Raw genomic sequence first — 24027 nt, 5'->3', positions numbered from 1 at the left:
ACGCCGACCCCCGAGACCTCCCCTGGCATGATCGTCGGCAGCGTCCGCTGGGTCTAAGAGCCAGCGCCACGAGTCGACGTCCGGGGGTCAGGCTGAGCGTTCCTCGCGTTCGGGCTTGACGCGGTCGAGCAGGCGGCGGACGCCGCCGGTGACGACGCCGGGGTACTCCAGCGGGAGGACGTGGCCGGCCTCGCCGACCTCGACGTACTCGGCGTCGGGGAGCGCCTCGGCCATGGCGCGGCCGTGCGCGGCCGGGGTCAGCCGGTCCTCACCGCCGGCCAGCACCACGACGGGTACCCGTCCGATGATCTCCAGGGCCGCCGACTTGTCGTGCGCGATCAGCTCCGGATAGAACTCCGCGACCACGTCGATCGGCGTGGCCCGGATCATCTGCTCCAGGAAGTCGACCACGGTCGGGCTGACGTACTTGTCGGCGAAGGCCATCCGCTTGGTGACCACGAACGCCAGGTCGGCGCCCAGGCCGCGGACGCGCTCGACCAGGTCGGCGCGGCGGCCCAGGCCGCGCAGCGTGCCGGGGGCCAGCGGGCGCAGCACCTTGGCCAGGACGAGGGGCAGGCCGAGCGTCATCTCGGCCATGTCGCCGCACGAGGTGTTGACCAGCGCGACGCCGACGATCTGGGGGCCGTCGGTCCCGGGCTCGAACAGCTCGGGATGCCGCAGCGCCAGCGCCATGATCGACATGCCGCCCATCGAGTGGCCCACCAGCACCACGGGGGCGCCCGGACCGACGGTCGCGGTCAGCACCGCGTACAGGTCCTCGCCGGTCTGGTCGATCGTGGCGTTCGCCGGCTTGCTCCGGCCCGACCGGCCGTGGCTGCGCTGGTCCCAGAAGACCAGGCGCGGCCGTCCGGTGGAGTGCCGCAGGTCGCGGCGCTGGAAGTGCCAGGCGTCCTGGTTGAGGCAGTAGCCGTGGCTGAAGACGAGCGTCAGCGGCGCGTCGTCCGGGCCGTCGACCTCGACGTGCAGCGGCAGGCCGTCGTCGGCCGGTACGGTCCGCACGGTCCCGCGCAGCTCGCCGAACGGCTCGTCGGCGTCGGGATCGGGCCGCAGCCTGACCCGGCCGACCGCCAGCCGGCGCAGGCCCACGGCCGCGCCGATCCCGGCCGCGCCGACGCCCGCGACGGCACCGGCGATGCCCATCTTCTTCCTGCGGCTGCTAACCATCCTCGCCCCCTCCGGCGGCCCGCCCCGTGTACACCCGGGGCACCCGGGACCCGATCCGGGTGACGATCTCATACGAGATCGTCATCAGCGCGTCCGCCCACTCCTGAGCGGTCGGCTCGCCGCGGTCGCCGGGCCCGAACAGCACGATCTCGTCACCGGCGGCGAGCGGATCGTCCTCGAGGTCGATCACGAACTGGTCCATGCAGACCCGGCCGGCGATCCGGCGGCGCCGCCCGCCAGCGAGGACCTCCAGCAGGTTGGAACCGTGCCGGGGGACGCCGTCGCCGTAGCCGGCGGGCACCACGGCCAGAGTCGTCTCCCGTTCGGTGATGTAGGTGTGACCGTACGAGACACCGCTGGCCGCCGGGACCCGCTTGACCAGGGCCGTGGCGGCGACGAGCGTCATCGCGGGCCGCAGCCCGAACGTGCCCTCGCCCGGCACCGGTGTCAGCCCGTACGTGGCGATCCCGGGCCGGACCAGGTCGAACCGCGCGTCCGGCAGGGTCAGCGCGGCGGCCGAGTTGGACAGGTGCCGGACCTCCGGCCTGGCCCCGGCGCGCTCGGCGTACTCGACCATGTCCTTGAAGACCGCGAGCTGGCCCGCGACCGAGGGGTGGCCCGGCTCGTCGGCGCAGGCGAAATGCGACATGAGCCCCACGACCTGGACGTGCCCGGCGGCCTCGGCGGCCAGCGCCGACTTCACCAGCGGCGGCCACTCGTCGCCCCACGCGCCGCCCCGGGACATCCCGGTGTCGGCCTTGAGGTGGACCCGCGCGGGCCGTCCGGCCCGTTCGGCCGCCGCGGCGATCTCGTCGATCAGCCAGGACGCGCCCGCGGTCAGGTCCACATCGGCCCGGATGGCCTGGTCGTACGGCTCGCCCGGGACACCGATGCAGACCAGGATGGGCATGCCGGTCAGCCCGGCCTGCCGCAGCCGCAGCGCCTCGGCCAGCTTGGCCACGCCGAGCCAGGTCGCGCCGCCCGCCACGGCGGCGCGCGCCGCGGGCACCAGCCCGTGGCCGTACGCCTCGGCCTTCACCATGGACATCACCGCGGCGCCCCCGGCGCGCTCCCGCAGCAGCGCGGTGTTGCCGGCTATCGCGTCGAGATCGACGCGTGCCTCTGCTGGACTCCTCATGGTCACCCAGTGTGCCGCCCCCGGACGCATGAACGTGCCTGCTCACGCACCTTGCGGCCACTTCCCCGTCGGCCCGGTGAACACCCGCGGTGTTCTCTACCCCATTAGGACGTAAATGCCCGCCTTGAGGTTCAGTGGCTCGGGTTCAGCGGCTCGGGTTCAGTGACGGCCGGGGTGCACCGGTGCCATCACCAGACGGCACGGAAGGCTGCGGGCAGCGCGGTGATCACGTCGTAGGCGCTGATCGGCGACTCGCCGCCGGTCTCCTCCGGCCCGGCGGCGGCGATCCGTCCCGCCAGACCGTGCAGGTACGCGCCGGACGCGGCGGCGTCGAGCGCGGACATCCCGCCGGCCAGCAGCGCTCCGATCAAGCCCGACAGGACGTCGCCCGTCCCGGCCGTGGCCAGGCGGGACGTACCGGTCGGGTTAACCCGTACCGGACGATCCAGCTCGGCGACCAGCGTCGTCGAGCCCTTCAGCAGGACGGTCACCGGCAACTCGGCCGCCGCCCGCCGGACATGCTCCAGCCTGCGCGCCTCGATCTGCTCCCGGCCCGCGTCGATCAGCCGGGACAGCTCGCCCGCGTGCGGGGTCAGCAGGGTCGGCGCCGTACGGCGCAGCAGCTCGCGGCGGCGCGCCACGACCGTCAGCCCGTCGGCGTCCACCAGGACCGGCAGATCCGTGCCCAGCACCGCCTCGATGAGGATCTCGGCGTCCTTGCCGGTGCCGAGGCCCGGGCCGACCACCCAGGCCTGGACGCGGCCGACGCGTTCGAGGGCGTCCGGCTTGGGCTCGATGACCGTGGTGACCACCTCGGGGAAGCGCTGCCGTACGAGCTCCACCGGGTGCCGTACGGAGGCGAACCGCACCATGCCCGCGCCCCCGTGCACCGCGCCGCCCGCGCTGAGCACGGCGGCCCCGGTGAACTCGTCGCCGCCCGCGATGATGCCCACGACGCCGCGCCGGTACTTGTCGGACTCGGGACGCGGCTCCGGGGGCTGGACGTCCTCGGGCCAGGCCGCGACCACGTCCGGGTCGGGCAGCTCGGGGCCGAGCCCGATGTCGACCAGCTCCACGACACCGCAGTGGAGCGCGCCCGGGTCGATCAGCAGGCCGGGCTTGTGCGTACCGAACGTGACGGTCACGTCCGCCTGCACGGCGGGCCCGTCGACCCGTCCCGTTCCGGCGTCGACCCCGCTCGGCACGTCGCAGGCGACGACCGTCCCGGTGGACCGGCCCGCGAGCCTGGCCAGGGAGGCGTGCGGCTCGCGCAGCGCGCCCGTACCGCCGATCCCGGTCAGCCCGTCGATGATCAGGTCGGCGCCGAGGACGGCGGCGTCCGCCCCTTCGACCGGCAGTACCTGCCCGCCCGCGGATCGCAGCGCGGCCAGCCCCGCCTGGTGGATCTTGGAACCGGCCGGTACGGCGCGGACCCGCGCTCCCCTGCGCGCCAGCCGGGCCCCGGCGTACAGCGCGTCGCCGCCGTTGTCGCCGCTGCCGACCAGCAGGACCACGTCCGCCCCGTACACGGCCGGGAGGAGGCGGGCGCAGACGGACGCGAGCCCGGCGGCGGCCCGCTGCATCAGGGCGCCGTCCGGAAGCCGGGCCATCAGGGCCTGCTCCGCGGCGCGAACCTTGCCGACCTCGTGCGCGTACCTCATCCGCATCCCCTCCCCAGGCCCGACACCGCCATCCAACCGCCTCGTACCCAGGTTGGGCCAGGCGGCGAACGGCGTCAGCCGGACTCGGCGATCACGACCGCGGTGGCGATGCCGCCGTCATGGCTGAGCGAGATGTGCCAGCTCACCACACCGCGCTCGGCGGCGGCCGCCGCTACGGTGCCGGCGACGTGCAGCGTCGGGCGCCCGTCCTCGGCCCGCCGGACCTCGGCGTCGGTCCACAGCAGCCCGCGCGGCGCGCCCAGCGCCTTGGCCAGCGCCTCCTTGGCCGCGAACCGGGCGGCCAGCGACCGTACGGCCATGCCGCGCTCCGCTTCGGTGAACAGCCGCGTCCGCAGCTTCGGAGTCCGTTCCAGGGAACGCTCGAACCGGGCGATGTCAACCACGTCGATGCCCACACCCACGATCATCCGTCCAAGGGTGCCACGACCCCGCCCAGCACGTGTTTCTGACCTGGTGGAACGAATACAGTGGCGGTGATCGAATGGTGAGGCGCGCAGGTTGCCGTGCAAGTTACAGTTTCACCGACGCGGTTTTCCCGCACGCCAGTTCGCTTCGCCCCGGGCAGGAGAGGCCGCCGCGATGAGCGCATCCCCACGTCCTTCCGTACGGCAGCGCAGGCTCGCCGCCGAACTGCGCCGGATGCGCGAGCAGATGGACCTCACCGGCGACGATGTCGCCGACCGGCTCAACTGGTCGACCGCCAAGGTCAGCCGGCTGGAGAACGCCCGTACCGGAGCCAAGATCGCCGATGTCCGGCTGCTGCTGGACCTGTACGAGGTGGACGGCGCGCGCCGCGACGAGATCATCGCGCTGGCCGGCGACGCCGCCGAGCGCGGCTGGTGGGAGGAGTACCGCGATCTGATCGGCGGCTACCCCGACTACATCGCGATGGAGGCCGAGGCGAACCTGATCCGGCAGTGGGAGACGCACACCATTCCCGGGCTGCTGCAGACCGAGGCGTACGCCCGCGAGGTCGTCTCCGGCTGGAACACCATCGCCGCCACCCCGCCGCGCGAGATCGACCGCCGGGTCGAGGTCCGGGTGCGCCGCCAGCAGATCCTGCGGCGGCAGCCCGAGCCCGCCCAGCTATGGGTCGTCATCGACGAATCGGCGCTCTGGCGGATGGTCGGGGATAAATCGGTCATGCTGCATCAGATGGGCCATCTATTGACCATTATGCAGCTACCCAATGTGCGGCTCCAGATTTACCCAATGAATGCAGCACACCCACTCATGGCTGGCTCTTTCACGCTGCTTGAGTTCGCCGCTTCCCACGACGTCACCTTTCCCGATATCGTGCACACCGAGAGTCTGACGGTGAGCCATTTCGAGGACGAGGTGACCACGCATCTCTACCGTCTCGCCCATGACACATTGGCGGAGGCGGCGCTGGGTCCGGCGGACTCGCGGAGCTTCATCGCGGAGATTCTCACAGCATGGCAAGAACAAATTCCGAACCGCCATCTATGAGCTAAAGGATATCGCGTGGCCTCCGCTGAAAACGACTCGATCTCCTGGCGCAAGGGAAGCCGTTGCGCCGCCAACGGCACCTGCGTCGAAATCGCCGCCATGGCCTCCACACGGGCGGTCGCCGCCCGGGACGCCACCGACGGCGATGCCGGTCCGGTCCTGATGTTCTCGCATCGGGAATGGCGTGCGTTCGCCGCCAGGATCAAGAACGGAGATCTCGACACGTCCCTCTGAGGACACGCGATGGGGGCCCGGCCGCGACGGCCGGGCCTCTCATCATGTCGGGCGGCGTTTCAGAGAATTGCAGCGAGATTCTCACTGAGATTCTCACTGCCTTGCCCGAGATTCTCACTGACCGGCCCGAGATTCTCACTGACCGGCCGAGATTCTCACTGACCGGCCTTGGGATTCGCGCCGATCTCACTGAGATTCTCATTGATCGTGGCTAACCGGACATGCACCTCGCCGTAGCGCGCCACTATGCGGTGGCGTGTCGGTCAGCCGGTTCCTGACCTTTAATGGCGGGTGAGTACATCAGACGTTGGCCACACCGAGGAGGTCGGATGCGAGCCGACGGGGCCGACCCGGTCCGCTGGCTGCGGAGCGGTTACTGCCAGCCCAACGGCGCTTGCGTCGAAGTCGCCCGGGTGGAGGGGCCGGGCACACCCTCGGCCGCGATCAGGGACGGCACTCTGCCGGAGGCCGAGCCGTACCTCCGCCTGGGACCCGCCGCGTGGCGATCTCTCCTCACCAAGCTGAAATCCGGCGAACCCTGACGCGTGCGGTGGCTACTCGACGGTGACGGACTTGGCGAGGTTGCGGGGCTGGTCGACGTCGTGGCCCTTGGCGCTGGCCAGCTCGCAGGCGAACACCTGCAGCGGGATCGTGGTCACCAGGGGCTGCAGCAGCGTCGGCACCGCGGGCACGGTGATCAGCGTGTCGGCGTACGGCTCGACCGACTCGTCCCCCTCCTCGGCGATCACGATCGTCCGGGCGCCCCGGGCGCGGATCTCCTGGATATTGGAGACGATCTTGTCGTGCAGCACGTCGCGGGCGCGCGGCGGGACGACCACCACGACCGGCAGGCCCGGCTCGATCAGCGCGATCGGGCCGTGCTTGAGCTCGCCGGCGGCGAAGCCCTCGGCATGCATGTACGCCAGCTCCTTGAGCTTCAGCGCGCCCTCCAGGGCCACCGGGAAGCCGACGTGCCGGCCGAGGAACAGCACGCAGTGCTCGCCCGACAGCGAGCGGGCCAGCTCCCGTACCGGTTCCATGGTCTCCAGGACCTTCTCCACCTTGTCGGGCATCTGCGCCAGCAGCTGGACCATGGCGAAGACCTCGTCGCCCCACTTGGTGCCGCGCACCTGGGCCAGGTAGAGCGCGATCAGGTAGACGGCCACCAGCTGCGTCAGGAACGCCTTGGTGGACGCGACCGCGATCTCGGGCCCGGCATGGGTGTAGAGGACGCCGTCGCACTCGCGCGGCAGCGTGGAGCCGTTGACGTTGCAGATGCCCAGCAGCTTGGCGTGCTGCTCGCGGGCGTGCCGGACGGCCATCAGCGCGTCCATCGTCTCGCCCGACTGGGAGATCGCGATGACCAGCGTGCTGCGGCTCAGGATCGGGTCCCGGTAGCGGAACTCGCTGGCCAGCTCCACCTCGCAGGGCAGCCCGGCCCAGTGCTCGATGGCGTACTTGGCGATCAGGCCGGCATGGTACGAGGTACCGCAGGCCACGATGATGATCTTGTCGACCTCGCGCAGCTCCTGGTCGGAGATGCGCATCTCGTCCAGCCGGAGCCGGCCGTCGGCGCCGATCCGGCCGAGCAGCGTGTCGGCGACCGCCTGCGGCTGCTCGGCGATCTCCTTGAGCATGAAGTAGTCGTAGCCGCCCTTCTCGGCGGCCGACACGTCCCAGTCGACGTGGTACTCCTTGACCTCGGCGGGGTTGCCCTCGAAGTCGGTGACGGTCACGCCGTCCGCGCGCAGCTCGACGATCTGGTCCTGGCCCAGCTCGATCGCGTCGCGGGTGTGCGCGATGAACGCGGCCACGTCGCTGGCCAGGAAGTTCTCGCCGTCGCCCACGCCGACCACCAGCGGCGAGTTGCGCCGCGCGCCGACCACCAGGTCGGGATCGCCGGTGTGCACCGCGACCAGCGTGAACGCGCCGTCCAGCCGGGCGCAGACCCGCCGCATGGCCGCGGCCAGCCCGCCGCCCTGCTTGAGTTCGTCCTCCAGCAGGTGGGCGACGGCCTCGGTGTCGGTGTCGGAGCCCAGCTTGTGCCCGGCCTCCTCCAGCTCCGCGCGCAGCGCGGCGAAGTTCTCGATGATGCCGTTGTGGATGACCGCCACCGAGCCCGAGCAGTCGGTGTGCGGGTGCGCGTTGCGGTCGTTGGGCGCGCCGTGCGTCGCCCAACGCGTATGTCCCATGCCCAGCGTCCCCGCAGGTGGGGGCTCCTCCTCCAGGGCGTTGCGCAGGTTGACGAGCTTGCCCGCGCGCTTGGCCGTCGCCAGCGCCCCGTCGGCCAGGATCGCCACCCCGGCCGAGTCGTACCCGCGGTACTCCAGCCGCGCCAGGCCTTCGACGACGACGTCCAGCGCCGGCTTCGAACCGACGTACCCCACGATTCCGCACATGGGCGCAAGCCTATTCGCTCCCACCCCGGGACCCACCAGCAGTGGCACCCGAGGCGTGGCTATAACGTGGTCGCCCGGTGAAACGCCGGTGGCCACATGGGGCCGGTGACTACTGTGGTCGCCCATGACGAGCGGATGGGACAGCGTGCCGAGCCCTTACGTCGAATTCTCCCGGGACGCCTGGCGGGCGCTGCGCGAGAACACCCCGCTGCCCCTGACCCCCGGGGAGCTGGACGCGCTGCGCGGGCTGCGCGACCCGATCGACATCCCCGAGGTCGAGGAGGTCTACCTCCCGCTGTCGCGGCTGCTCAACCTGTTCTTCGTCGCCGACGGCGGGCTGCGCGACACCATCGGCGGCTTCCTGGGCGAACGGGTCCAGCCCACCCCCTTCATCATCGGCGTGGCGGGCAGCGTCGCGGTCGGCAAGTCGACCACGTCCCGGCTGCTGCGCACCCTCCTGGCCCGCTGGCCCGAGCACCCCAGTGTGGAACTGGTCACCACCGACAGCTTCCTGTACCCGAACGCGGTGCTGACCGAGCGCGGGATCATGGACCGCAAGGGCTTTCCCGAGTCCTACGACCGCCGCGCGCTGGTCCGGTTCGTGTCGGCGATCAAGTCCGGCGCGGCCGAGCACGCGATCCCGGTCTACTCCCATCTGGAGTACGACATCGTCCCGGGCGCGTCGCAGACCGTACGGCGGCCCGACATCCTGATCGTCGAGGGCCTGAACGTGCTGCAGCCGCCGCCCGCCGGCCAGCTCGGCGTGTCCGACTTCTTCGACTTCTCGATCTACGTGGACGCCCGGGTCGAGGACATCCGGCAGTGGTACGTGGACCGGCTGTTCGCGCTGCGGCGCACGGCGTTCACCGATCCCCGCTCGTACTTCCACAAGTACGCGCACGAGCTGGACGAGGACGAGACGGCCGCGTTCGCGCAGCGGGTGTGGCGCGACGTCAACGAGATCAACCTGGTCTCCAACATCCTGCCGACCCGGGCCCGGGCCACCCTCGTCCTGCACAAGGGCCGCGACCACGGCATCCAGCGCGTCCGGCTGCGCCGTATCTGACAACAGTCGTATCTGACATAGCCGTATCTGACATAGCCGTATCTGACGCATATGTCGGGGGCGTCCCCTAGCGTTTCGCCGCATGGAGTTCGAGGAAGCCTCCCTTGACACGCTGCCGCACATCATCGTCGATCCGCCCTGGCTGGAGTGGGCACGGCGCCCGAAGCCGGCGAAGGCCAAGGAGCCCGAGCCGCGGCTCGTTCCCGGGCTGACGGCTCCGGAGGGGCGTTCCTTCACGTGGGGGCCGGGAGAACGCGAGAAGTGGGCGAAGTTCCGGCCGTTCGGCTCGTTCCCGGAGGACGCCTGGGAGCAGACCGTTCAGAGCTACCAGGACAAGCCTGCCGACCAGTACCCGCCGTCGACGGCGGGAATGTTCGCCCTCGCCCCTGAGGAGCTGGTCAGGCCGCTGCTGCCCGCATGGCGGCCGAAGTACGCCGGATCCTATTTCTTTCGCCGGCTCATGCCCGTCGTCGCCCGATTCGAGTCGGATGCGCGTGACCCGGTCCTGCACTCGGCCAAGCTGAACGCCGCCGAAGCGAGCGCCGCGCTCATGCCCTTCCTGGACGCCGAGATCGCGGTGCTGATGGCCGACTGGCTCTTCCGCCTCAAGTCCGTGCAGGGCGTCGCCACCGCCTGGCTGGGACGGCACGGGCTTGCGGTGGTGCCGTTCCTGGTCCCGGACGCGCTGGGCAAGAGCCGGCCGGCGCGGAAGAAGGCGCTGGCGGCGCTGTTCCTGATCGCCGGAGAACACGGCAAGGGCGCGGTCGCGGGCGCCGCCTCCGTCCACGGCGACGAGGCCGCCGCCGCCCTGGCCGAGGCGCTCAGCGGCGAGGCCCCGGTGACCACCGTCACCAAGCCGCCGTCGGACGCCCCTCCGAAACCGCCGAAACTGCCGTGGCTGGACCGTTCGGCGCTCCCCCGGCCGGTCCTGCGGGACGGCGGGCTCGCGGTGCCGCTCGACTCGGCCGGTCACATCGTCTCGCTGATGGCCCTGTCGGCCGGCGGCCCGCACGAGGGCCTTCAGGAGGTCTTCGACGCCTGCACGCCGGACTCGCTCGCCGCGTTCTCGCTGGCGATCTTCGAGCAGTGGCTGGCGGCGGGCGAGCCGTCCCGCAACCACTGGGTGATCGTGCAGCTGGGGTGGCTGGGCGACGACGCGACCGTACGGCGCGTCACCCCCGTCATCCGGGCCTGGCCGGGCAGGAACGGGCATGCCAAGGCCGTGCAGGGCCTCGGCGTGCTGACCGCGATCGGGACCGATGTCGCGCTGATGCAATTGAACGGCATCGCGGAGAACGTCCCGTTCGCCGCACTCGGCGAGGCCGCGGGGATCGCCGTCGCCGACGCGGCCAGGGCCCGCGGGCTGACCTCCGAGCAGCTCGCCGACCGGCTCGTCCCGGACTTCGGCCTGGACGCCGAGGGCGGGATGACCCTCGACTACGGCCCGCGGCGGTTCCGGGTGGGCTTCGACGAGCAGCTCAAGCCGTACGTCCGGGACGGCACCGGCAAGATCCGCAAGGCGCTGCCCAAGCCGGGCGTCAAGGACGACCCTGAGCTCGCGCCCGCCGCGTACAAGCGGTTCACCGCCCTGAGGAAGGACGTGCGCACTATCGCGGCCGACCAGGTCAGGCGGCTGGAGCGGGCGATGGTGACCGGCCGCCGCTGGACGCCCGAGGAGTTCCGGACCTTCTTCGCCGGCCACCCGCTGATGTGGCACATCGCACGGCGGCTGGTGTGGTCGGCCTCCGGGCACGCGTTCCGGATCGCCGAGGACCGGACGCTCGCGGACGTCGAGGACGCGGCGTTCGAGCCGCCCGAGGCGTCGACGATCGGGATCGCGCATCCGCTGCACCTGGGCGGCGAGGCGAAGGCCTGGTCGGAGGTGTTCGCCGACTACGAGATCACGCAGCCGTTCGCCCAGCTCGGCCGTCCCGTCCACGCGCTGACCGAGCAGGAGGCGGCCGGGGACCGGCTGGCCCGCTTCGAGGGCGTCACCGTCCCGGCGGGCAAGGTCCTCGGGCTCACCCGCCACGGCTGGGAACGGGGCGACCCCCAGGACAACGGCGTCGCGCACGACATCTGGCTCGAGCTGACGGACGAGCAGTGGATCAGGATCGTTCTCGATCCGGGCATCGCGGTCGGCGCCCCCGAGGTCTTTCCCGAGCAGACGCTCCGCAACGTCCTGCTTCGAAGCGATTCCTTCGCACACGCGTCGAAGCCCAATAGCGTGATCTTCGGCGGGCTCGATCCCGTGATCGCCTCCGAGATCCTCGCCGTACTGACCGATCTCACCACGAACTGATCTCTCACCAGGAACTAATCTCACCAGGAATCAGGAGACATGCCGGACACCCCCGTGAAGGACGCGCCCGAGGGCTCCCTGCCCGACATCCTCGTCGCCCCGCCCTGGGTCCGCCTCCCGCCAGGCCAGGAGCCCGCCGTCGTCAAGGGCCTGAAGGCCCCCAAGGACCCGACGACCATGGTCTGGACACCCGGCCAGCGCGAGGAATGGCTGGAGGCCCCGTACGGGAAGTACGGCATCGAGCGCCTCCCCGAGGGCACCGACTGGGAGGCGCTGGCCGAGCGCTTCTCCAGCGGAGGCGCGCTGTCGGATCTCAGCCGGAAGGAACGGCAGCCCTTGATCGCCGGGCTGCTCCTGCAGGCACCCCTGGAACTCGGCGAGAAGCTGCTGTCCGACGAGCGGTACCGGGACGACTTCGGCGAGTACGGAACGGCCCAGATCATGCAGGCCACCGTGGCCCGCCACGGACTGGCTGCCTACCCCCTCGCCCTGCACGCGGCCAAGACCAAGCGCGCGTTCTACTGGATGGACCCGTTCCTGGACGCGGACGTCGCGCAGCTGATGATCAAGCATTTCGACGTCTATCCGAACCGCGACCGGGCCGATGCCTGGTTCAAGCTGCACGGGCAGGCCGCCGCGCTACTGGCCGTGCCGGACGCCCTGCGCAAGCCCGGCCCCAAGCGGCAGCGTGCCGAGGGCGCCCTCACGCTGGTCGCCCGCGAGCACGGTCGCGACGCCATCGTGGAGGCCGCCAGGCACTACGGCGACGAGGCCGAGCAGGCCATCCGAGCGTTGCGGACCGATCCGCTCGACCTCTACCCCGACCCGCTGCCGGAACTTCCCGACGCCTTCCACCCGTCCCGGCTGCCGCGGCTCCTCATGCGCGGGCGCGAAGAGGCGCTGCCCGAGTCCGCGACCCGGCACTTCATCACGATGCTGTCGATCTCGGAGGCCTACAAGCCCTATCCGGGCATCGAACCGCTCGTCGAGCTCTTCGACCCGCGCTCGCTGGCCGAGTTCACCTGGGCCCTGTACGAGGCCGACGACTTCTGGGGCAAGTGGGCGCGCCCGGGCGTCCAGTACGCGCTGATCCACTTCGGCGACGACGAGACCGCCGACCGGCTCGGCCCGAGGGTCGCCCGCTGGTGGAAGTCGTTCGTCTGGGACCAGAACGGGACGACCGCCCTGAGCGTGTTCTCCCGGCTCGGAACCGACACGGCGCTGCGCTGGCTGGACCGGCTCGCCAAGAAGGCGGAGGACCAGAAGCGGATCCGGCCGGGCGCCCAGGGGGCTCTCGACCGCATCGCCAAGGAGCGCGGGCTGACCACCGAGCAGCTCGCCGACCGGCTCGTCCCCGACTTCGGCCTGGACGCCGAGGGCGGGATGACCCTCGACTACGGCCGGCGGACCTTCCGTGTCGGCTTCGACGAGCAGCTCAAGCCGTACGTGACCGACGAGGACGGCAAGGTCCGCAAGACCCTGCCCAAGCCGGGCGTCAAGGACGACGACGAGCTCGCCCCCGCCGCGTACAAGCGCTTCGCCGACCTCAAGAAGGAGGTCAGGACGGTCGCCGCCGACCAGATCAAGCGGCTGGAGAAGGCGATGGTGACCGGGCGCGGCTGGACCGCCGAGGAGTTCACCACGCTCTTCGTCGGCCACCCACTCATGTGGCACATCGCGCGCCGCCTGATCTGGGCCACCGAGACGGCCACGTTCCGCGTCGCGGAGGACCGTACCCTCGCCGGCGTCGACGACGACGCGCTCACCCTCCCGGCCGGCGCCCGCGTCACGCTGCCCCACCCGCTGCAGCTGGGCGAGCAGACGAAGGCCTGGTCGGACGTGCTGGCCGACTACGAGATCCTGCAGCCGTTCGCGCAGCTGGGCCGTACCGTGCACACGCTGACCGAGGAGGAGCGTGGGTCCGAGCGGCTCGCCCGCTTCGAGAACGTCACCGTCCACTTCGGCCGGATCATGGGCCTGGCGAGCCGGGGCTGGGAGCTGGGCGAGAAGGAGGACGGCGGCTTCCGCCGCCAGGCCGTCCTCCAGGCCGCCGAGGACCGGTTCCTCGAGATCGACATCTCGCCCGGGATCCGGGTCATCGCCCCCGACGAGTTCCCCGACCAGGAGATCCGCCGGGTCGTCCTGGGCGAGCGCCGCTACGGCTACGGCCTCACCTTCGGCGCGCTCACTCCCGTGGCCGCCTCCGAGGTCCTCGCCGAACTCACCCGCCTGACCGAAGCCGCCACCCGGAAGTGACGCCAGGGGGCCGGCCGCCCGGCCGGCCCCTCGCCGTCAGTACTCCTTGATGGCGTAGGACCCGACGACCTCGGCGAACTCCTCGGCGCCCGCTTCGGCGAGGGCCTCGGCTGCGGCCTCCCCGTCCGTCTCCCCGGCGAGCTCGGCCTGCCGCGCTCGCATGTTGGCGATCGCCATCTCCTGGTTGGCGTGGACGTACCCGCGCAGTTCCCGCTCGTACGCATCGAACGCCGCGACATGGTCACCACCGGCCGCCTTCAGCTCACCGGCCAGGACGTACCCGCCGACCATCGCCATGCTCGTCCCCTGACCCGACAGCGGGGACCCGCAGTACCCGGCGTCGCCCAGCAGCACGACCCGCCCCTTCGACCAGCGGTCCAGATGGATCTGCGCCGCCGCGTCGAGGTGGAAGTCCGGGGCCGACCACATCTCCGACACCAGCCGGGGCATCTCCCAGCTGTCCCCGGCCAGCGCCCCGGCCACGATCTTCCGCTGGGCCTCCAGGTCGCGGTGGTCGTACTCCAGCGGCCCGTCGAACATCGCGTACGCGCGGGCCTCGCTGCCACCCCGCACGCTCATCACCATGGCCCCGCGCATACCGCCATCGGGCATCTGGTGCATGACCTGCCAGCCGTCCAGCTCCAGGAAGTTGGGAACGGTGAACACCGCCATGTTGGTCCCGAGCCGCGTGATGAACCGCTCGGTGGGACCGAAGACCAGGCCTCGTGTGTTGGAGTGCAGCCCGTCCGCCCCGACCACGAGGTCGAAAGTACGCTTGAGCCCGCTGTCGAAGGTGACCCTGACCTCGTTCTCGTCCTGCTCCAGCGCGGCGATCGAGTCCCCGAAGAGGTACTCGACTCCGCCGCCCGCCGCGTCCACGATGATCCGCGCGAGATCGTCCCGCAGGATCTCGACGTCGGGACTGGCCAGATCCCCGCCACTCACCGTGTGCTCGGTACTGCGGTAGAGCTCGTTGCCCTCCCCGTCCACGACCGACATGCCCCGCATGCCCGTGGTGTGGGCGCGCAGCTCGTCCAGGACGCCCATCCGTTCCGCCACGTCCAGCGCCGGCCCCCGCACATCGATCGCCTGCCCGCCCGGCCGCAGCCCGCCCCACCGCTCGACGACCGTCACGTCGAACCCGTACCGCTCGAGCCAGTACGCAAGGGCCGGTCCACCGATGCTGGCACCTGAGATGAGAATGCTCGTGTTCGTCATGCCCGAAGACTCGCCGCACCGCCTGACCAACCACTGACCACCCGCGCACCGCCGCCCCCGCCCCCGGTGCCCGCCCCTCCGGTTGACTCGTGGCGTGTTCGTCCTTCTGCGTTGCTTGAGAGGCGAACACGCCACGAGTCAACGGGAGCGGGCGGGCCGTTCGACGATGAACCACACTTCGGTGCTCTGGGTGGAACGGCGGATGAATCCCCAGCGCGCGGCGAGTTCGTCGAGCAGCGCGACACCTCGCCCTGACACCGCGCCGGCCGCCGCCTGCCGCAGGCACGGCGTGCCGTTCGCGCCCTGGTCGGCCACAGCGACGCGCGCCCAGGTCTCCGTCCAGCGAACGGTCAGCAGGAACGACCCGCCGGGCCGCCCGCTGAACGAGTGGGTGATCGCGTTGGTACCGGTCTCGGACGCGAGCAGCATCGCGTCCGCCCGGCAGGGATGCCCGTCCCCCAACATCTCGGCGACGAACCGCCGCGCGCCCCGGATCTGTAGGGGCTCGCCCGCCAGCCTGACCGCCTTCTCGTTGACGTTCACCGGGACATCGCCTCCGTGACCATGTCCACAGCCTGGGGATCGCCGATGAGGACCCAGCCACCCGAGTACACGTACGCCCACGTCCCGTACTACGGCACCGGCACACAAACGACGTACCGCACGCAGGGCCCGGAGACGCGGAGCAGCTTCGTACCGCCGACCTCAGCGATCACCGCCGGGAGGCCCCGGGCGTTCAAGCAGCTCTCCAGCCATGCCAGCCACACCACGCGCTCACCGTTCTGTGGCACGTTCACCCGATTCCCACCCCATCACGCTCGCTGTAGTCGTATGGTGACACTGTGCTCAGCCAAGCGCGTTGATCACAAGTAGTTTCGAAACAAATTGTTGGAGCAGCCGTGCCCTACACCCCCACCGTCCGCGGCCGCCGCGTGGCCCGCGAGCTGAAACGACTCCGCCTCAGCGCGGGCCTGACCGGCGAGCAGGCCGTCGCCGAGATCGGCTGGGACACCGCCAAGCTCAGCCGGATGGAGAACGCGAAGATGCGGATCACCTCCGGCGAGGTGATGGAGCTGCTGGAGGTGTACGGAATCAGCGGCGACCAGCGGACCGAGCTGGTGCGACTCGCCCGCGAGGCCCGCCAGAAGGGCTGGTGGCACTCCTATGAGGACGTGATCAAGTCCGGCTTCAACGACTACTTGGGCCTGGAAGCGGAGGCCTTCGGCTACCACTGCTACGACACCCAACTCGTTCCCGGCCTCTTCCAAACGGCTGACTACGCAACCGCGGTCTTTCGAGGCGCTGCCCCGCGCACGACGGTCGAGGTGGAACGCAACGTCGAAGCACGACTGGCCCGCAAAGATCGGCTCTTCGACTCGGAGCAGCCGCTCAACGTCTGGCAGATCGTCGAAGAGGGCGCCCTACGACGGATAGTCGACGGTCCCACCACCATGCACGCACAACTTCGACACCTCCAAGAGCTAGCGGAGCTGCCGAACGTGTCACTACAGATCCTCCCGTTCATAGCAGGTGTTCACCCAGCAATCGATGGTCCGTTCACGCTTCTCACGTTCGATGGATATCCGGATGTCCTCTATGCCGAACACGTCGCTGGCTGCGTCTACATGGAGAAGCCCGATCAGACCAGGCGCGGTAAGGTGATTTTCGACCACCTACGTGCGTCTGCCCTGAATGCCAAAGATTCGGTCTCACTGATCCGCACAATGATCGATTCTGTGCCTAGACAAGAGAGGGATGCACAATGATCAGTGTCGGCTCTCCCCGGAGCATCTGGCGCAAGAGTTCCTACAGTGGCAATGGTCAGTGCATCGAGACCGCGGCCGTGGACGGCAGCGTCGTCGTCCGCGACTCCAAAGACCCTGCCGGCCCGGTCCTCGTGCTTGGTCAGCAGGCATGGATCGATCTCATCAGCGTCCTGAGGAGGCGGTGAGGCTCGTGAGCAAGCCGACCATCACACAAGCCATGTGGCGCAAGAGCACCTACAGCGGCAGAGCACCTACAGCGGCAACGGTGGTGCCCGCATAGAGGCCGCCAACGTTGACGGCATCGCAGGAATCCGCGACTCCAAGGACCCCAGCGGGCCGGTCCTCACGCTGACGAGGAGCGACTGGATCAGCCTCATCAGCAGCGTTACGGCTGTTTTCAAGATCGCAGGTTGGATGAGGGTGCGGGTGTCGCGATCTGATCGCTGTGGCATGTCGAGCCGGAAATGGGACGAAGCCCCCGGTGCGGCATGTCGTCCTGCAGATCAACTTGCCGGCGGAGTTTCGTCATGGGCCCTGTGTGCCACTACTGCCCCTTCGCCGGGATCAGCGGTGGGGTCATTCGGTCGCCGTAGTGTCGGCGTCGGCTGCGGTCGTTGGCGGAATGAAGGGCTACGCCGCGATTGCCGGGGTGGGTCGGCGACGTACCCGAGGGTGTAGTGGCCGAGTTGTACATGCGGGCAGGGGGCTCGCCGACCGGTCCGCCGAGCAAGTCTCACATTCTGACAAGTCCACGATCTGGCGGGTGGTCACCGACACCGGGTGGTCACCGACACCGATGCCAGGGCCTTCGACGCCGGGGTGAAGAACGACATCCCCAAGAGAAACTGATTGTGATCATAAAACTACGTTCGGCAGTATTGGGTCATGTGTTCGAGTGAGGTCGCTGTGGGGTCGCTGTCCACCGGGGAACTGGTGGAGATGGCGGCGTCGATCGCGGCCGAGCTGGCCCGCCGCGAGACTCCTCGATCGGCCGCCGTCTGCATCGAGCAGGCCGAGACCCTGGCACGCGCATCCGATGTACTGGAAGGCACTCTGGCCCGCCTCATCGCTGTGGTGGACGCTGCGGGCGAGGTGCGCCGGTGGGGTTACCCCTCCGCCCAAGCGTGGCTGCGGTCGGGGCTGGGCATGCGCGACGCCCGCGCCAAAGAACGCGTTCTACTCGCCCGCCACCTGCCCCGCCTCCCCGAGGTGGCCGAGCGGCTCACCGGCGGTTCCCTGTCGCTAGGCCACGCGGCCGCGATCGTCCAGGCAGTGGCGCGGCTGGACGATGACGACTGCGCCAAGGCCCAGACGCTGCTGCTGGATATGGTCGATGACGGCTTCTCCGCCGGGAAGGTCGCCGCGTTCGGTACCCGGATCCGCGATGTCATCGCCGAACGCGACGGCACCGAGCAAGCCCCCGACGACGCCGCACGCGGATACCGGCGTTCCTGGATCACCACCACGCGTTCCCTGGACGGCGGACGATACGTCAAGGGCTGGCTCAACCCCGAAGACGCCGCCGTCCTCGACGGCACCCTCAGCTCTCTGGCCAAGCCCGCCGGACCCGACGACCCACGTGACCTGGCCGAACGCACGGCCGCCGCGCTGACCAGCGTCCTATCTGGCGGCCACCGGGCCACCAAGGTCACCCTCATCTGCGACCTGGACACCCTCACCGGCGGCGATATCCCTGCGCGGCTGCCCGACGGCACCCCGATTCCCGCCGAACACGCCCGCCGCATCGCCCTATCGGCCGGGGTCTCGCCCCTGCTGCTGGGGCCCGGCAGCATCCCGCTCTACCTCGGCCGCCGCGCACGGTTCGCCAGCCCCGCCCAGCGCCGTGTGCTGGAAGCCCTCTACCCCACCTGCGCCGTACAAGGCTGCGAGGTCCCCGGCGCTCTGTGCGAAGTCGACCACGTCGACGGCTGGGCCCTGGGCAACGGCAGCACCGACATCGACCGCCTCACCCTCGCCTGCGGTTGGCACAATCGCTGGCGCCACACCAACCCCCACCAGATCCACATCCACAAAGACCCGAACGGACGCTTCGTCTACCACCTCCTGCCACCCCCCGGACACGGCCGGAAACGCCAAGCCCCCCACCCCTGGTCACAGGGCGAAGACCGGGCCACAAACGCGATCTTCCACCGAAACCGCGCCGGTCCCCACACCTCAGCGGCATGACCATCTGAGCCACCCGGAGATCACCGCACCGGATACGCGTTCACCCGGCATGCGGGCCTCACGCCCCGGCCAAACGCGCGCGCCCGACCACGCGCGCGCTCAAGCTCTGACAGCCTGGAACGCGATCTTGGAACGGCCGTGTCAGCAGCGTGAAGAGGCGGTGAGGCTCGTGAGCAAGCCAGCCCTCAGAGGGAATCGCTGATGTAGACGGTGTGGTCCTGGCGTAGGGCTTGTCGGGCGGCGGGGAGGCGAGGTGCGTCCTCGACCGACAGGAGTTTTTCGGCCTGGTCCCACTGCACGAACTGCACATCGCTGATCTCGCCGGGGCTCACTACTTTGGGAAAGCCTTGCACGGCGGGCGCGTGGAAGATCCAGTTCAGCATCGGCACGGGCCGGTCGCCGCGCGGCGGCATCCAGTGCATGACCAGCAGCCGATCGGGGACGGCGGTGACCACCCCGGCCTCCTCGCTCAACTCCCGGGCGGCGGCCGACTGGGGACGCTCTGCGTGCTCGACGATGCCGCCCGGGAGCTGCCAGTAGGCCCGATAGGACGGCTTGACCAGCAGCACTGCACCGTCATCGGGGTTGCCGTTGCTGACCAGGCAGGCCGCGGACATGAACACGTGGGGTGCCTTGGCCCACCACACCTCGGGGTCGACCCACTCGGCCACCGCCCCACCTCTCTCCGTAGCGGAATGAGGTGCGACGGTAGCCGGTGCGCGCCGCGTGCGTCTGCTGGTTGCAGAGAACCTGGGCCAGGCGTTACGCCAGCAGGCGGGCGAGTCCTGCCTCCTGAGCGCGCAGGGAACACCGGGAGTTCTCTTATGGCGCGAGGGCTCGGGCGAGGCGTTCGGACTGCTCTGCTTGGGCTTGGGTGATTCGGCGGATGACGAGGATGGCGACGGCCGCCGCCGCGATGCCGAGGGGCGTGATCAGGACGTACGCCCAGGTCTGGGTACGGAGCGCTTCCATGCTCACGGCGCCCATCCGGCTGACGACCTGGCTGGCGATGTAGAAGACGAGCCACAGCGCCCACCAGGCGTTGATCAGGCCCGTTCCGGTGCTGGGCGCGCTCGTCCGCCAGATGTCGGCGACGATCTGGCGCGGGACCCAGAGGTTGAGGACGGGGACGATCCAGCCGAGGATCACCCATTTCCGGTTCCACTCCGGTGCGGCGCCGTCGATGATCTCGGCATTGGCGTGCGCTCGCCACAGCCAGACGATCACGGCGACGGCCGTCATGAGGTAGCCGATGGTCCCCTGGACGAGCAGTACGGTCAGCAGCCCGTCATGCAGGGAGAGCAGCCGGTCGTCGACGCCGCCCGAACTCATCAGGGCGAGGGTGGCCACCGAGGCGAGGCCGGCGACGAGCAGGGACAGCCCCTGGAGCCCAAGAGCGATCATGGCGACGAGCGCGGGCCCGTTGAGGGGTTTCACGGTGGCTCCGGCATCTGGCGTACGCGGGAACGCTCGCGCCCTGCCCTGGGAGGTGAGGCGCTGATCATGGCCGAGTCCCCGGGCATCCGGAAGATGATTCGTGATCACGAAACCGTGATCGGCCGATCAAGGTCATCGCGCCAACCGATGGCCTGGCCCGTACGTCCGGGTTACTCGGCGCTGGCTACCGACAGGGAGCGGAGGCGGACGACGGCCAGGAGCGTGGCGGCGACGGGGAGCAGGATCAGCAGGGACACGGCGATGGGCAGGCCCACCGTCGAGGTCACCGTGGAGGCGCCGGTCAGCGAGTCGGTGACGGACAGGGCCCACTGCTGTACGGAGGCGGACTTGGCTCCCGGGGCGAAGCTGCCCAGCAGGGTCTCCCAGATCAGCGCGTACAGCAGGCCGATGGTCACCGCGTTGCGGCTGACGACGGCCAAGGCGACGAAGACGGCGCTGTACGCGACGCCGCCGACCAGCATGCCCACCGCGAAGGCAGGGGCCATCCGCTCGGTCATCCCGTTCATCAGGAGCCCGGCCAGCAGGGTCGGAACGGCGGCGAAGACCGTGACCAGGACGATCGCCACGGCGAGCTTGGTCAGGACCACGACGCGGCGCGGGATCGGCTTGGTCAGGACGTACATGATCTGGCCGTCGTCGATCTCCGGGCCGATCACGCCGGTGCCCGCGATCAGCGCGAGCAGCGGCAGTAGGGTGGCGAGCCCGAACCGCTGCAGGAGCCCGGCCGATATCTCCAGATCGTTCTCGCCCAGGGCGCGCAGCGCCACGGCCAGCAGCAGCAGGACGGCCGGCAGCAGCAGGAGCAGCAGTGCCCGGCGGCGGCCCAGCATCGACCGGAACGTGATCATCGCGATCGTCGAATTCATGATCTCACCGGGCCACGAGGTAGGAGAAGACGCTTTCCAGGGACTCGTCGGAGGGCGAGACCTCCCAGAGCCGGACGCCGGCGTCGCGGGCGATGCGGGGAAGCAGCCAGGTGAAGCGCTGGAAGTCGACCGCCTCCACCCGCAGGCCCTTGTCGGTGAGCTCGACGCCGCGCGCCGAGCCGTCCGCGATGATCTCGGCGGCCAGCCGCCGGTCGTCGCCCGAACGGACCAGGAACACGTGCGGCCGGTCGGTCATCAGCCGGCGGATCCGGCGGAAGTCGCCGGACGCGGCGTGCCGGCCCGCGACGATCACCTCGATGTGCCCGGCGAGCCGTTCGACCTCTTCGAGGATGTGCGAGCTGAACAGGATCGTGCGCCCCTCGGCGGCCATCCCCCGGATCAGCTCCATCAGCTGGATCCGCTGGCGCGGGTCCATGCCGTTGAACGGCTCGTCCAGGAGCAGTACGGGCGGGTCGTGCACCAGAGCCGAGGCCATCTTGATGCGCTGCTTCATGCCCTTGGAGTAGGTGCCGATCGTACGGTCGGCGGCCGGCTGCATCTCGACCAGCGCGATGGCGCGCTTGGCGGCGGCGCCCGGGTCGGGCAGCTTGTGCAGTTTGGCCATCGCGAGGATGAACTGGTGGCCGGTGAGGAAGTCGTACGCGCTCTCGCGCTCGGGAACGAGGCCGAGGCTGCGGTAGACGTCGGGGTTCTGCCAGATCGGCGCCCCGTCCAGCGTGACCGTCCCGGAGGACGGGGCCAGGAAGCCGCCCATCATGTGGATGATCGTCGACTTGCCCGCGCCGTTGGGTCCCAGCAGCCCGGTCACGCCGGGGCCGATCGTCATCGAGACCCCGTTGACGGCGACGACGTTCCCGTACCAGCGGGACACCATCTCCAACTTCAGTTCCGTCACAGGTCCCCCGCTCGCCTACGGGGCGCCTCAAGGCGCCGCCTTCCCTCGTCACTCCGGTCCTCGGTCCAGGCGACGCCGCGCCGCTGCGGCTCGCTCATGAGAGGCCCGCCTTCCTGAACCTGCCGTACAGGACCATGGTCGCGCCGGCGACGAGGGCGGCGCACAGGGCGAGGGCCACCAGGCCACCGGCGACGCCGGGCGCGATGGCGATCGAGGAACTCTGCGCGCCGAGCAGCCGCACCTGGACGATGTCGACCAGGTTGAACGGGGTGAACAGGCCCAGCCAGCCCGCGATGGAGAAGTCCGTGCGCATCTCGGCGATGCCCTGGCTGATCGAGACGACCGTGCCGCTCAGCATGAAGACCGCGATGACCGCGGCCACGCCGAAGCCGCGGCGGGGGGTGAACGCCGACACCACCAACCCGATCGCGGCCAGGACGAGGGCGAACACCACGCAGCCGGCGAGAGCGGCGAGGTAGTGCGCCAGGTGCGTGCGGGATTCGGGGATCTTGGTGACCAGGCCGCCCAGGTACAGCACCGTGATCGGCACCGCGGTCAGCGCGAGCAGCGCTGTGGCCATCGCCGCCAGCTTGGCCAGCACGAAGTCGAGGTGGCCGACCGGGCGGGAGAAGTACAGCGGGACGACATGGAAGCGGATCTCGCGGGAGGCCAGCACCGGCGCCTGGGTGGCCACGAAGATCGAGATGATGCCCTGCAGGATCGGCGCGTAGGCCGAGTAGCGGATCAGCGTGTCCGGTTCCTTGGAGATCGCGAACACCGCCACCGAGCCCGCGGCCGGCAGCAGCATGATCGCGCCCAGCAGGACCGGCATCACCTTGGCCCGGGCGGGCCGGCCGAGGCCCCACGCGGCGCGCAGGTTGTGGACGTACAGCGACCGCAGCACGTACGCGCGGCCCGCCCGGCGGCCCTCGTAGTTCCGGTAGCCGATGTCGTGGATCGTGCTGGTGCTCATCGGACGGCTCCCTGCGGGGCGTCGGCGAAGACCTCTTCGATGCGGTGCCGGCGCTGCTCCATCCGGATCAGCCGCAGGTCGAGCTCGGCGACGGCGTCGCGGACGAGGTCGTAGGTCTCCTCGCCCGCGATCTGGACCACGAGGAAGCGGCCCTCAGGTTGGACGGTCACGCCCGCGTCGTGCAGCCGCCGGCCGAGCTCGTCGCGGCCCTCCTCGACCTCGACCGTGAGGGCGCCGCTCGCGGTCGTGTACGCCTCGACCGCCTGCGAGCGCAGCAGGGCGCCGCCGTCGATGATGACGACGTGGTCGCAGACCCGTTCCAGCTCGCCGAGCAGGTGGGAGGTGACGAGGACGCTGATCCCGAACTCGCTGCCGATCCGCCGGATCAGGTCCAGCATCTCGTCGCGTCCGGCCGGGTCGAGGCCGTTGGTGGGCTCGTCCAGGAAGACCAGCTGCGGGTCGTGGACGAGCGCCTGGGCGAGCTTGACGCGCTGCCGCATGCCGGTCGAGTAGCCGCCGATCGGACGGTAGCGCTCCTCGTACAGGCCGACGTGGCGGAGCGTGTCGGCGGCGCGCTCGCGGGCGGCGGTGGGGGGAAGCCCGCACATCCGCGCCATGTGGACGACGAACTCGGTGGCCGAGACGTCGGGCGGCAGGCAGTCGTACTCGGGCATGAACCCCACCCGCTCGCGGATCCGCTCGCCCTCGCGCGCGATGTCCAGGCCGAGCACGGCGGCGTGGCCGGAGGTCGGCGGCAGCAGCCCGAGCAGGATCTTGATGAGGGTGGACTTGCCGGCGCCGTTGGCGCCGACCAGGCCGACGATGCCCGGTTCCACGGCCACGGTGAGGGCGTCCAGCGCGGTCACTCGGGGGAACCGCATCGTCAGGCCTTCGGTGGCGATGATCGGCAT

Annotated in this window: 23 protein-coding genes; 10 read left to right on the top strand and 13 right to left on the bottom strand. The window is 70.3% G+C overall.

Annotated elements, in window-relative coordinates; genetic code table 11:
* Positions 1-87: 87 nt before the first annotated feature.
* The 4 genes from ACH34Q_RS38150 to ACH34Q_RS38135 all read right to left on the bottom strand — a co-directional run bounded on the left by ACH34Q_RS38150 (position 88) and on the right by ACH34Q_RS38135 (position 4412).
* On the bottom strand, positions 88-1185 hold the full coding sequence (locus ACH34Q_RS38150; protein ID WP_395988047.1) for an alpha/beta fold hydrolase: 1098 nt from the start codon (positions 1183-1185) through the stop codon (positions 88-90).
* Entirely contained in the window at positions 1178-2323 is a 1146-nt protein-coding gene (gene alr, locus ACH34Q_RS38145) for an alanine racemase (RefSeq protein WP_395988046.1), read from the bottom strand. The genes ACH34Q_RS38150 and alr overlap by 8 nt, the downstream gene beginning before the upstream one ends.
* A 188-nt stretch (positions 2324-2511) precedes the next feature.
* Positions 2512-3984: an NAD(P)H-hydrate dehydratase gene (locus ACH34Q_RS38140; protein ID WP_395988045.1), complete on the bottom strand. Its 1473-nt coding sequence runs from the start codon at positions 3982-3984 to the stop codon at positions 2512-2514.
* Between the two features lie 74 nt (positions 3985-4058).
* Positions 4059-4412: a holo-ACP synthase gene (locus tag ACH34Q_RS38135; protein ID WP_395988044.1), complete on the bottom strand. Its 354-nt coding sequence runs from the start codon at positions 4410-4412 to the stop codon at positions 4059-4061.
* A 172-nt stretch (positions 4413-4584) separates the two neighbouring features.
* On the opposite strand from ACH34Q_RS38135, the gene ACH34Q_RS38130 reads away from it, so the two are divergent.
* The 3 genes from ACH34Q_RS38130 to ACH34Q_RS38120 all read left to right on the top strand — a co-directional run bounded on the left by ACH34Q_RS38130 (position 4585) and on the right by ACH34Q_RS38120 (position 6251).
* On the top strand, positions 4585-5475 hold the full coding sequence (locus tag ACH34Q_RS38130) for a helix-turn-helix domain-containing protein (protein WP_395988043.1): 891 nt from the start codon (positions 4585-4587) through the stop codon (positions 5473-5475).
* A gap of 15 nt (positions 5476-5490) precedes the next feature.
* A complete protein-coding gene (locus ACH34Q_RS38125; protein WP_395988042.1) occupies positions 5491-5709 on the top strand; it encodes a DUF397 domain-containing protein in 219 nt (72 codons plus the stop codon).
* 329 nt (positions 5710-6038) lie between these two features.
* Positions 6039-6251 (top strand): DUF397 domain-containing protein, encoded by a 213-nt coding sequence (locus ACH34Q_RS38120; RefSeq protein ID WP_395988041.1) that lies wholly within the window; start codon positions 6039-6041, stop codon positions 6249-6251.
* A 12-nt stretch (positions 6252-6263) separates the two neighbouring features.
* On the opposite strand, the gene glmS is transcribed toward ACH34Q_RS38120, so the two are convergent.
* Entirely contained in the window at positions 6264-8108 is a 1845-nt protein-coding gene (gene glmS, locus ACH34Q_RS38115) for a glutamine--fructose-6-phosphate transaminase (isomerizing) (RefSeq protein ID WP_395988040.1), read from the bottom strand.
* A 124-nt stretch (positions 8109-8232) separates the two neighbouring features.
* Between glmS and coaA the strand changes: the two genes are divergently transcribed.
* The 3 genes from coaA (at position 8233) to ACH34Q_RS38100 (ending at position 13732) form a co-directional block, all read left to right on the top strand.
* Positions 8233-9174, top strand: coding sequence for a type I pantothenate kinase (gene coaA, locus ACH34Q_RS38110; RefSeq protein ID WP_395988039.1), 942 nt, complete (start codon positions 8233-8235; stop codon positions 9172-9174).
* An 82-nt stretch (positions 9175-9256) separates the two neighbouring features.
* Complete coding sequence (locus tag ACH34Q_RS38105) at positions 9257-11476, top strand: DUF4132 domain-containing protein (RefSeq protein ID WP_395988038.1); 2220 nt, start codon at positions 9257-9259, stop codon at positions 11474-11476.
* 39 nt (positions 11477-11515) lie between these two features.
* Positions 11516-13732 carry a DUF4132 domain-containing protein gene (locus ACH34Q_RS38100; RefSeq protein ID WP_395988037.1) on the top strand — a complete coding sequence of 739 codons (2217 nt, stop codon included), beginning with the start codon at positions 11516-11518 and terminating at the stop codon, positions 13730-13732.
* Between the two features lie 36 nt (positions 13733-13768).
* Here the strand turns inward: ACH34Q_RS38100 and ACH34Q_RS38095 are convergent, their stop codons facing one another.
* Both ACH34Q_RS38095 and ACH34Q_RS38090 read right to left on the bottom strand, forming a co-directional pair.
* On the bottom strand, positions 13769-14950 hold the full coding sequence (locus ACH34Q_RS38095; RefSeq protein WP_395988036.1) for an FAD-dependent monooxygenase: 1182 nt from the start codon (positions 14948-14950) through the stop codon (positions 13769-13771).
* A 138-nt stretch (positions 14951-15088) separates the two neighbouring features.
* Entirely contained in the window at positions 15089-15493 is a 405-nt protein-coding gene (locus tag ACH34Q_RS38090; protein WP_395988035.1) for an ATP-binding protein, read from the bottom strand.
* A gap of 356 nt (positions 15494-15849) precedes the next feature.
* Here ACH34Q_RS38090 and ACH34Q_RS38085 point away from each other — a divergent pair, with 356 nt between their 5' ends.
* The 4 genes from ACH34Q_RS38085 (at position 15850) to ACH34Q_RS38070 (ending at position 18903) form a co-directional block, all read left to right on the top strand.
* Positions 15850-16716 carry a helix-turn-helix domain-containing protein gene (locus ACH34Q_RS38085; protein WP_395988034.1) on the top strand — a complete coding sequence of 289 codons (867 nt, stop codon included), beginning with the start codon at positions 15850-15852 and terminating at the stop codon, positions 16714-16716.
* Complete coding sequence (locus ACH34Q_RS38080; protein WP_395988033.1) at positions 16713-16901, top strand: DUF397 domain-containing protein; 189 nt, start codon at positions 16713-16715, stop codon at positions 16899-16901. Before ACH34Q_RS38085 ends, ACH34Q_RS38080 begins: the two co-directional genes overlap by 4 nt.
* A gap of 34 nt (positions 16902-16935) precedes the next feature.
* Positions 16936-17394 carry a DUF397 domain-containing protein gene (locus ACH34Q_RS38075; RefSeq protein WP_395988032.1) on the top strand — a complete coding sequence of 153 codons (459 nt, stop codon included), beginning with the start codon at positions 16936-16938 and terminating at the stop codon, positions 17392-17394.
* A gap of 207 nt (positions 17395-17601) precedes the next feature.
* On the top strand, positions 17602-18903 hold the full coding sequence (locus ACH34Q_RS38070) for a DUF222 domain-containing protein (RefSeq protein WP_395988031.1): 1302 nt from the start codon (positions 17602-17604) through the stop codon (positions 18901-18903).
* Positions 18904-19088: 185 nt separating this feature from the next.
* On the opposite strand, the gene ACH34Q_RS38065 is transcribed toward ACH34Q_RS38070, so the two are convergent.
* The 6 genes from ACH34Q_RS38065 to ACH34Q_RS38040 form a co-directional block, all read right to left on the bottom strand.
* Positions 19089-19574, bottom strand: coding sequence for an NUDIX domain-containing protein (locus ACH34Q_RS38065; RefSeq protein ID WP_395988030.1), 486 nt, complete (start codon positions 19572-19574; stop codon positions 19089-19091).
* Positions 19575-19725: 151 nt separating this feature from the next.
* Positions 19726-20340, bottom strand: coding sequence for a DUF4328 domain-containing protein (locus ACH34Q_RS38060; protein ID WP_395988029.1), 615 nt, complete (start codon positions 20338-20340; stop codon positions 19726-19728).
* 170 nt (positions 20341-20510) lie between these two features.
* Positions 20511-21227 (bottom strand): ABC transporter permease, encoded by a 717-nt coding sequence (locus ACH34Q_RS38055; protein ID WP_395988028.1) that lies wholly within the window; start codon positions 21225-21227, stop codon positions 20511-20513.
* Positions 21228-21231: 4 nt separating this feature from the next.
* On the bottom strand, positions 21232-22143 hold the full coding sequence (locus ACH34Q_RS38050; protein ID WP_395988027.1) for an ABC transporter ATP-binding protein: 912 nt from the start codon (positions 22141-22143) through the stop codon (positions 21232-21234).
* A gap of 94 nt (positions 22144-22237) precedes the next feature.
* Entirely contained in the window at positions 22238-23116 is an 879-nt protein-coding gene (locus ACH34Q_RS38045) for an ABC transporter permease (RefSeq protein ID WP_395988026.1), read from the bottom strand.
* A complete protein-coding gene (locus ACH34Q_RS38040; protein ID WP_395988025.1) occupies positions 23113-24027 on the bottom strand; it encodes an ABC transporter ATP-binding protein in 915 nt (304 codons plus the stop codon). The genes ACH34Q_RS38045 and ACH34Q_RS38040 overlap by 4 nt, the downstream gene beginning before the upstream one ends.

It is taken from the genome of Actinomadura sp. 9N407 (assembly GCF_044326315.1).
Lineage (GTDB): Bacteria > Actinomycetota > Actinomycetes > Streptosporangiales > Streptosporangiaceae > Spirillospora.
Note: the sequence above shows the minus strand (reverse complement) of the source record. Positions and strands in the feature narration are given on the sequence as shown.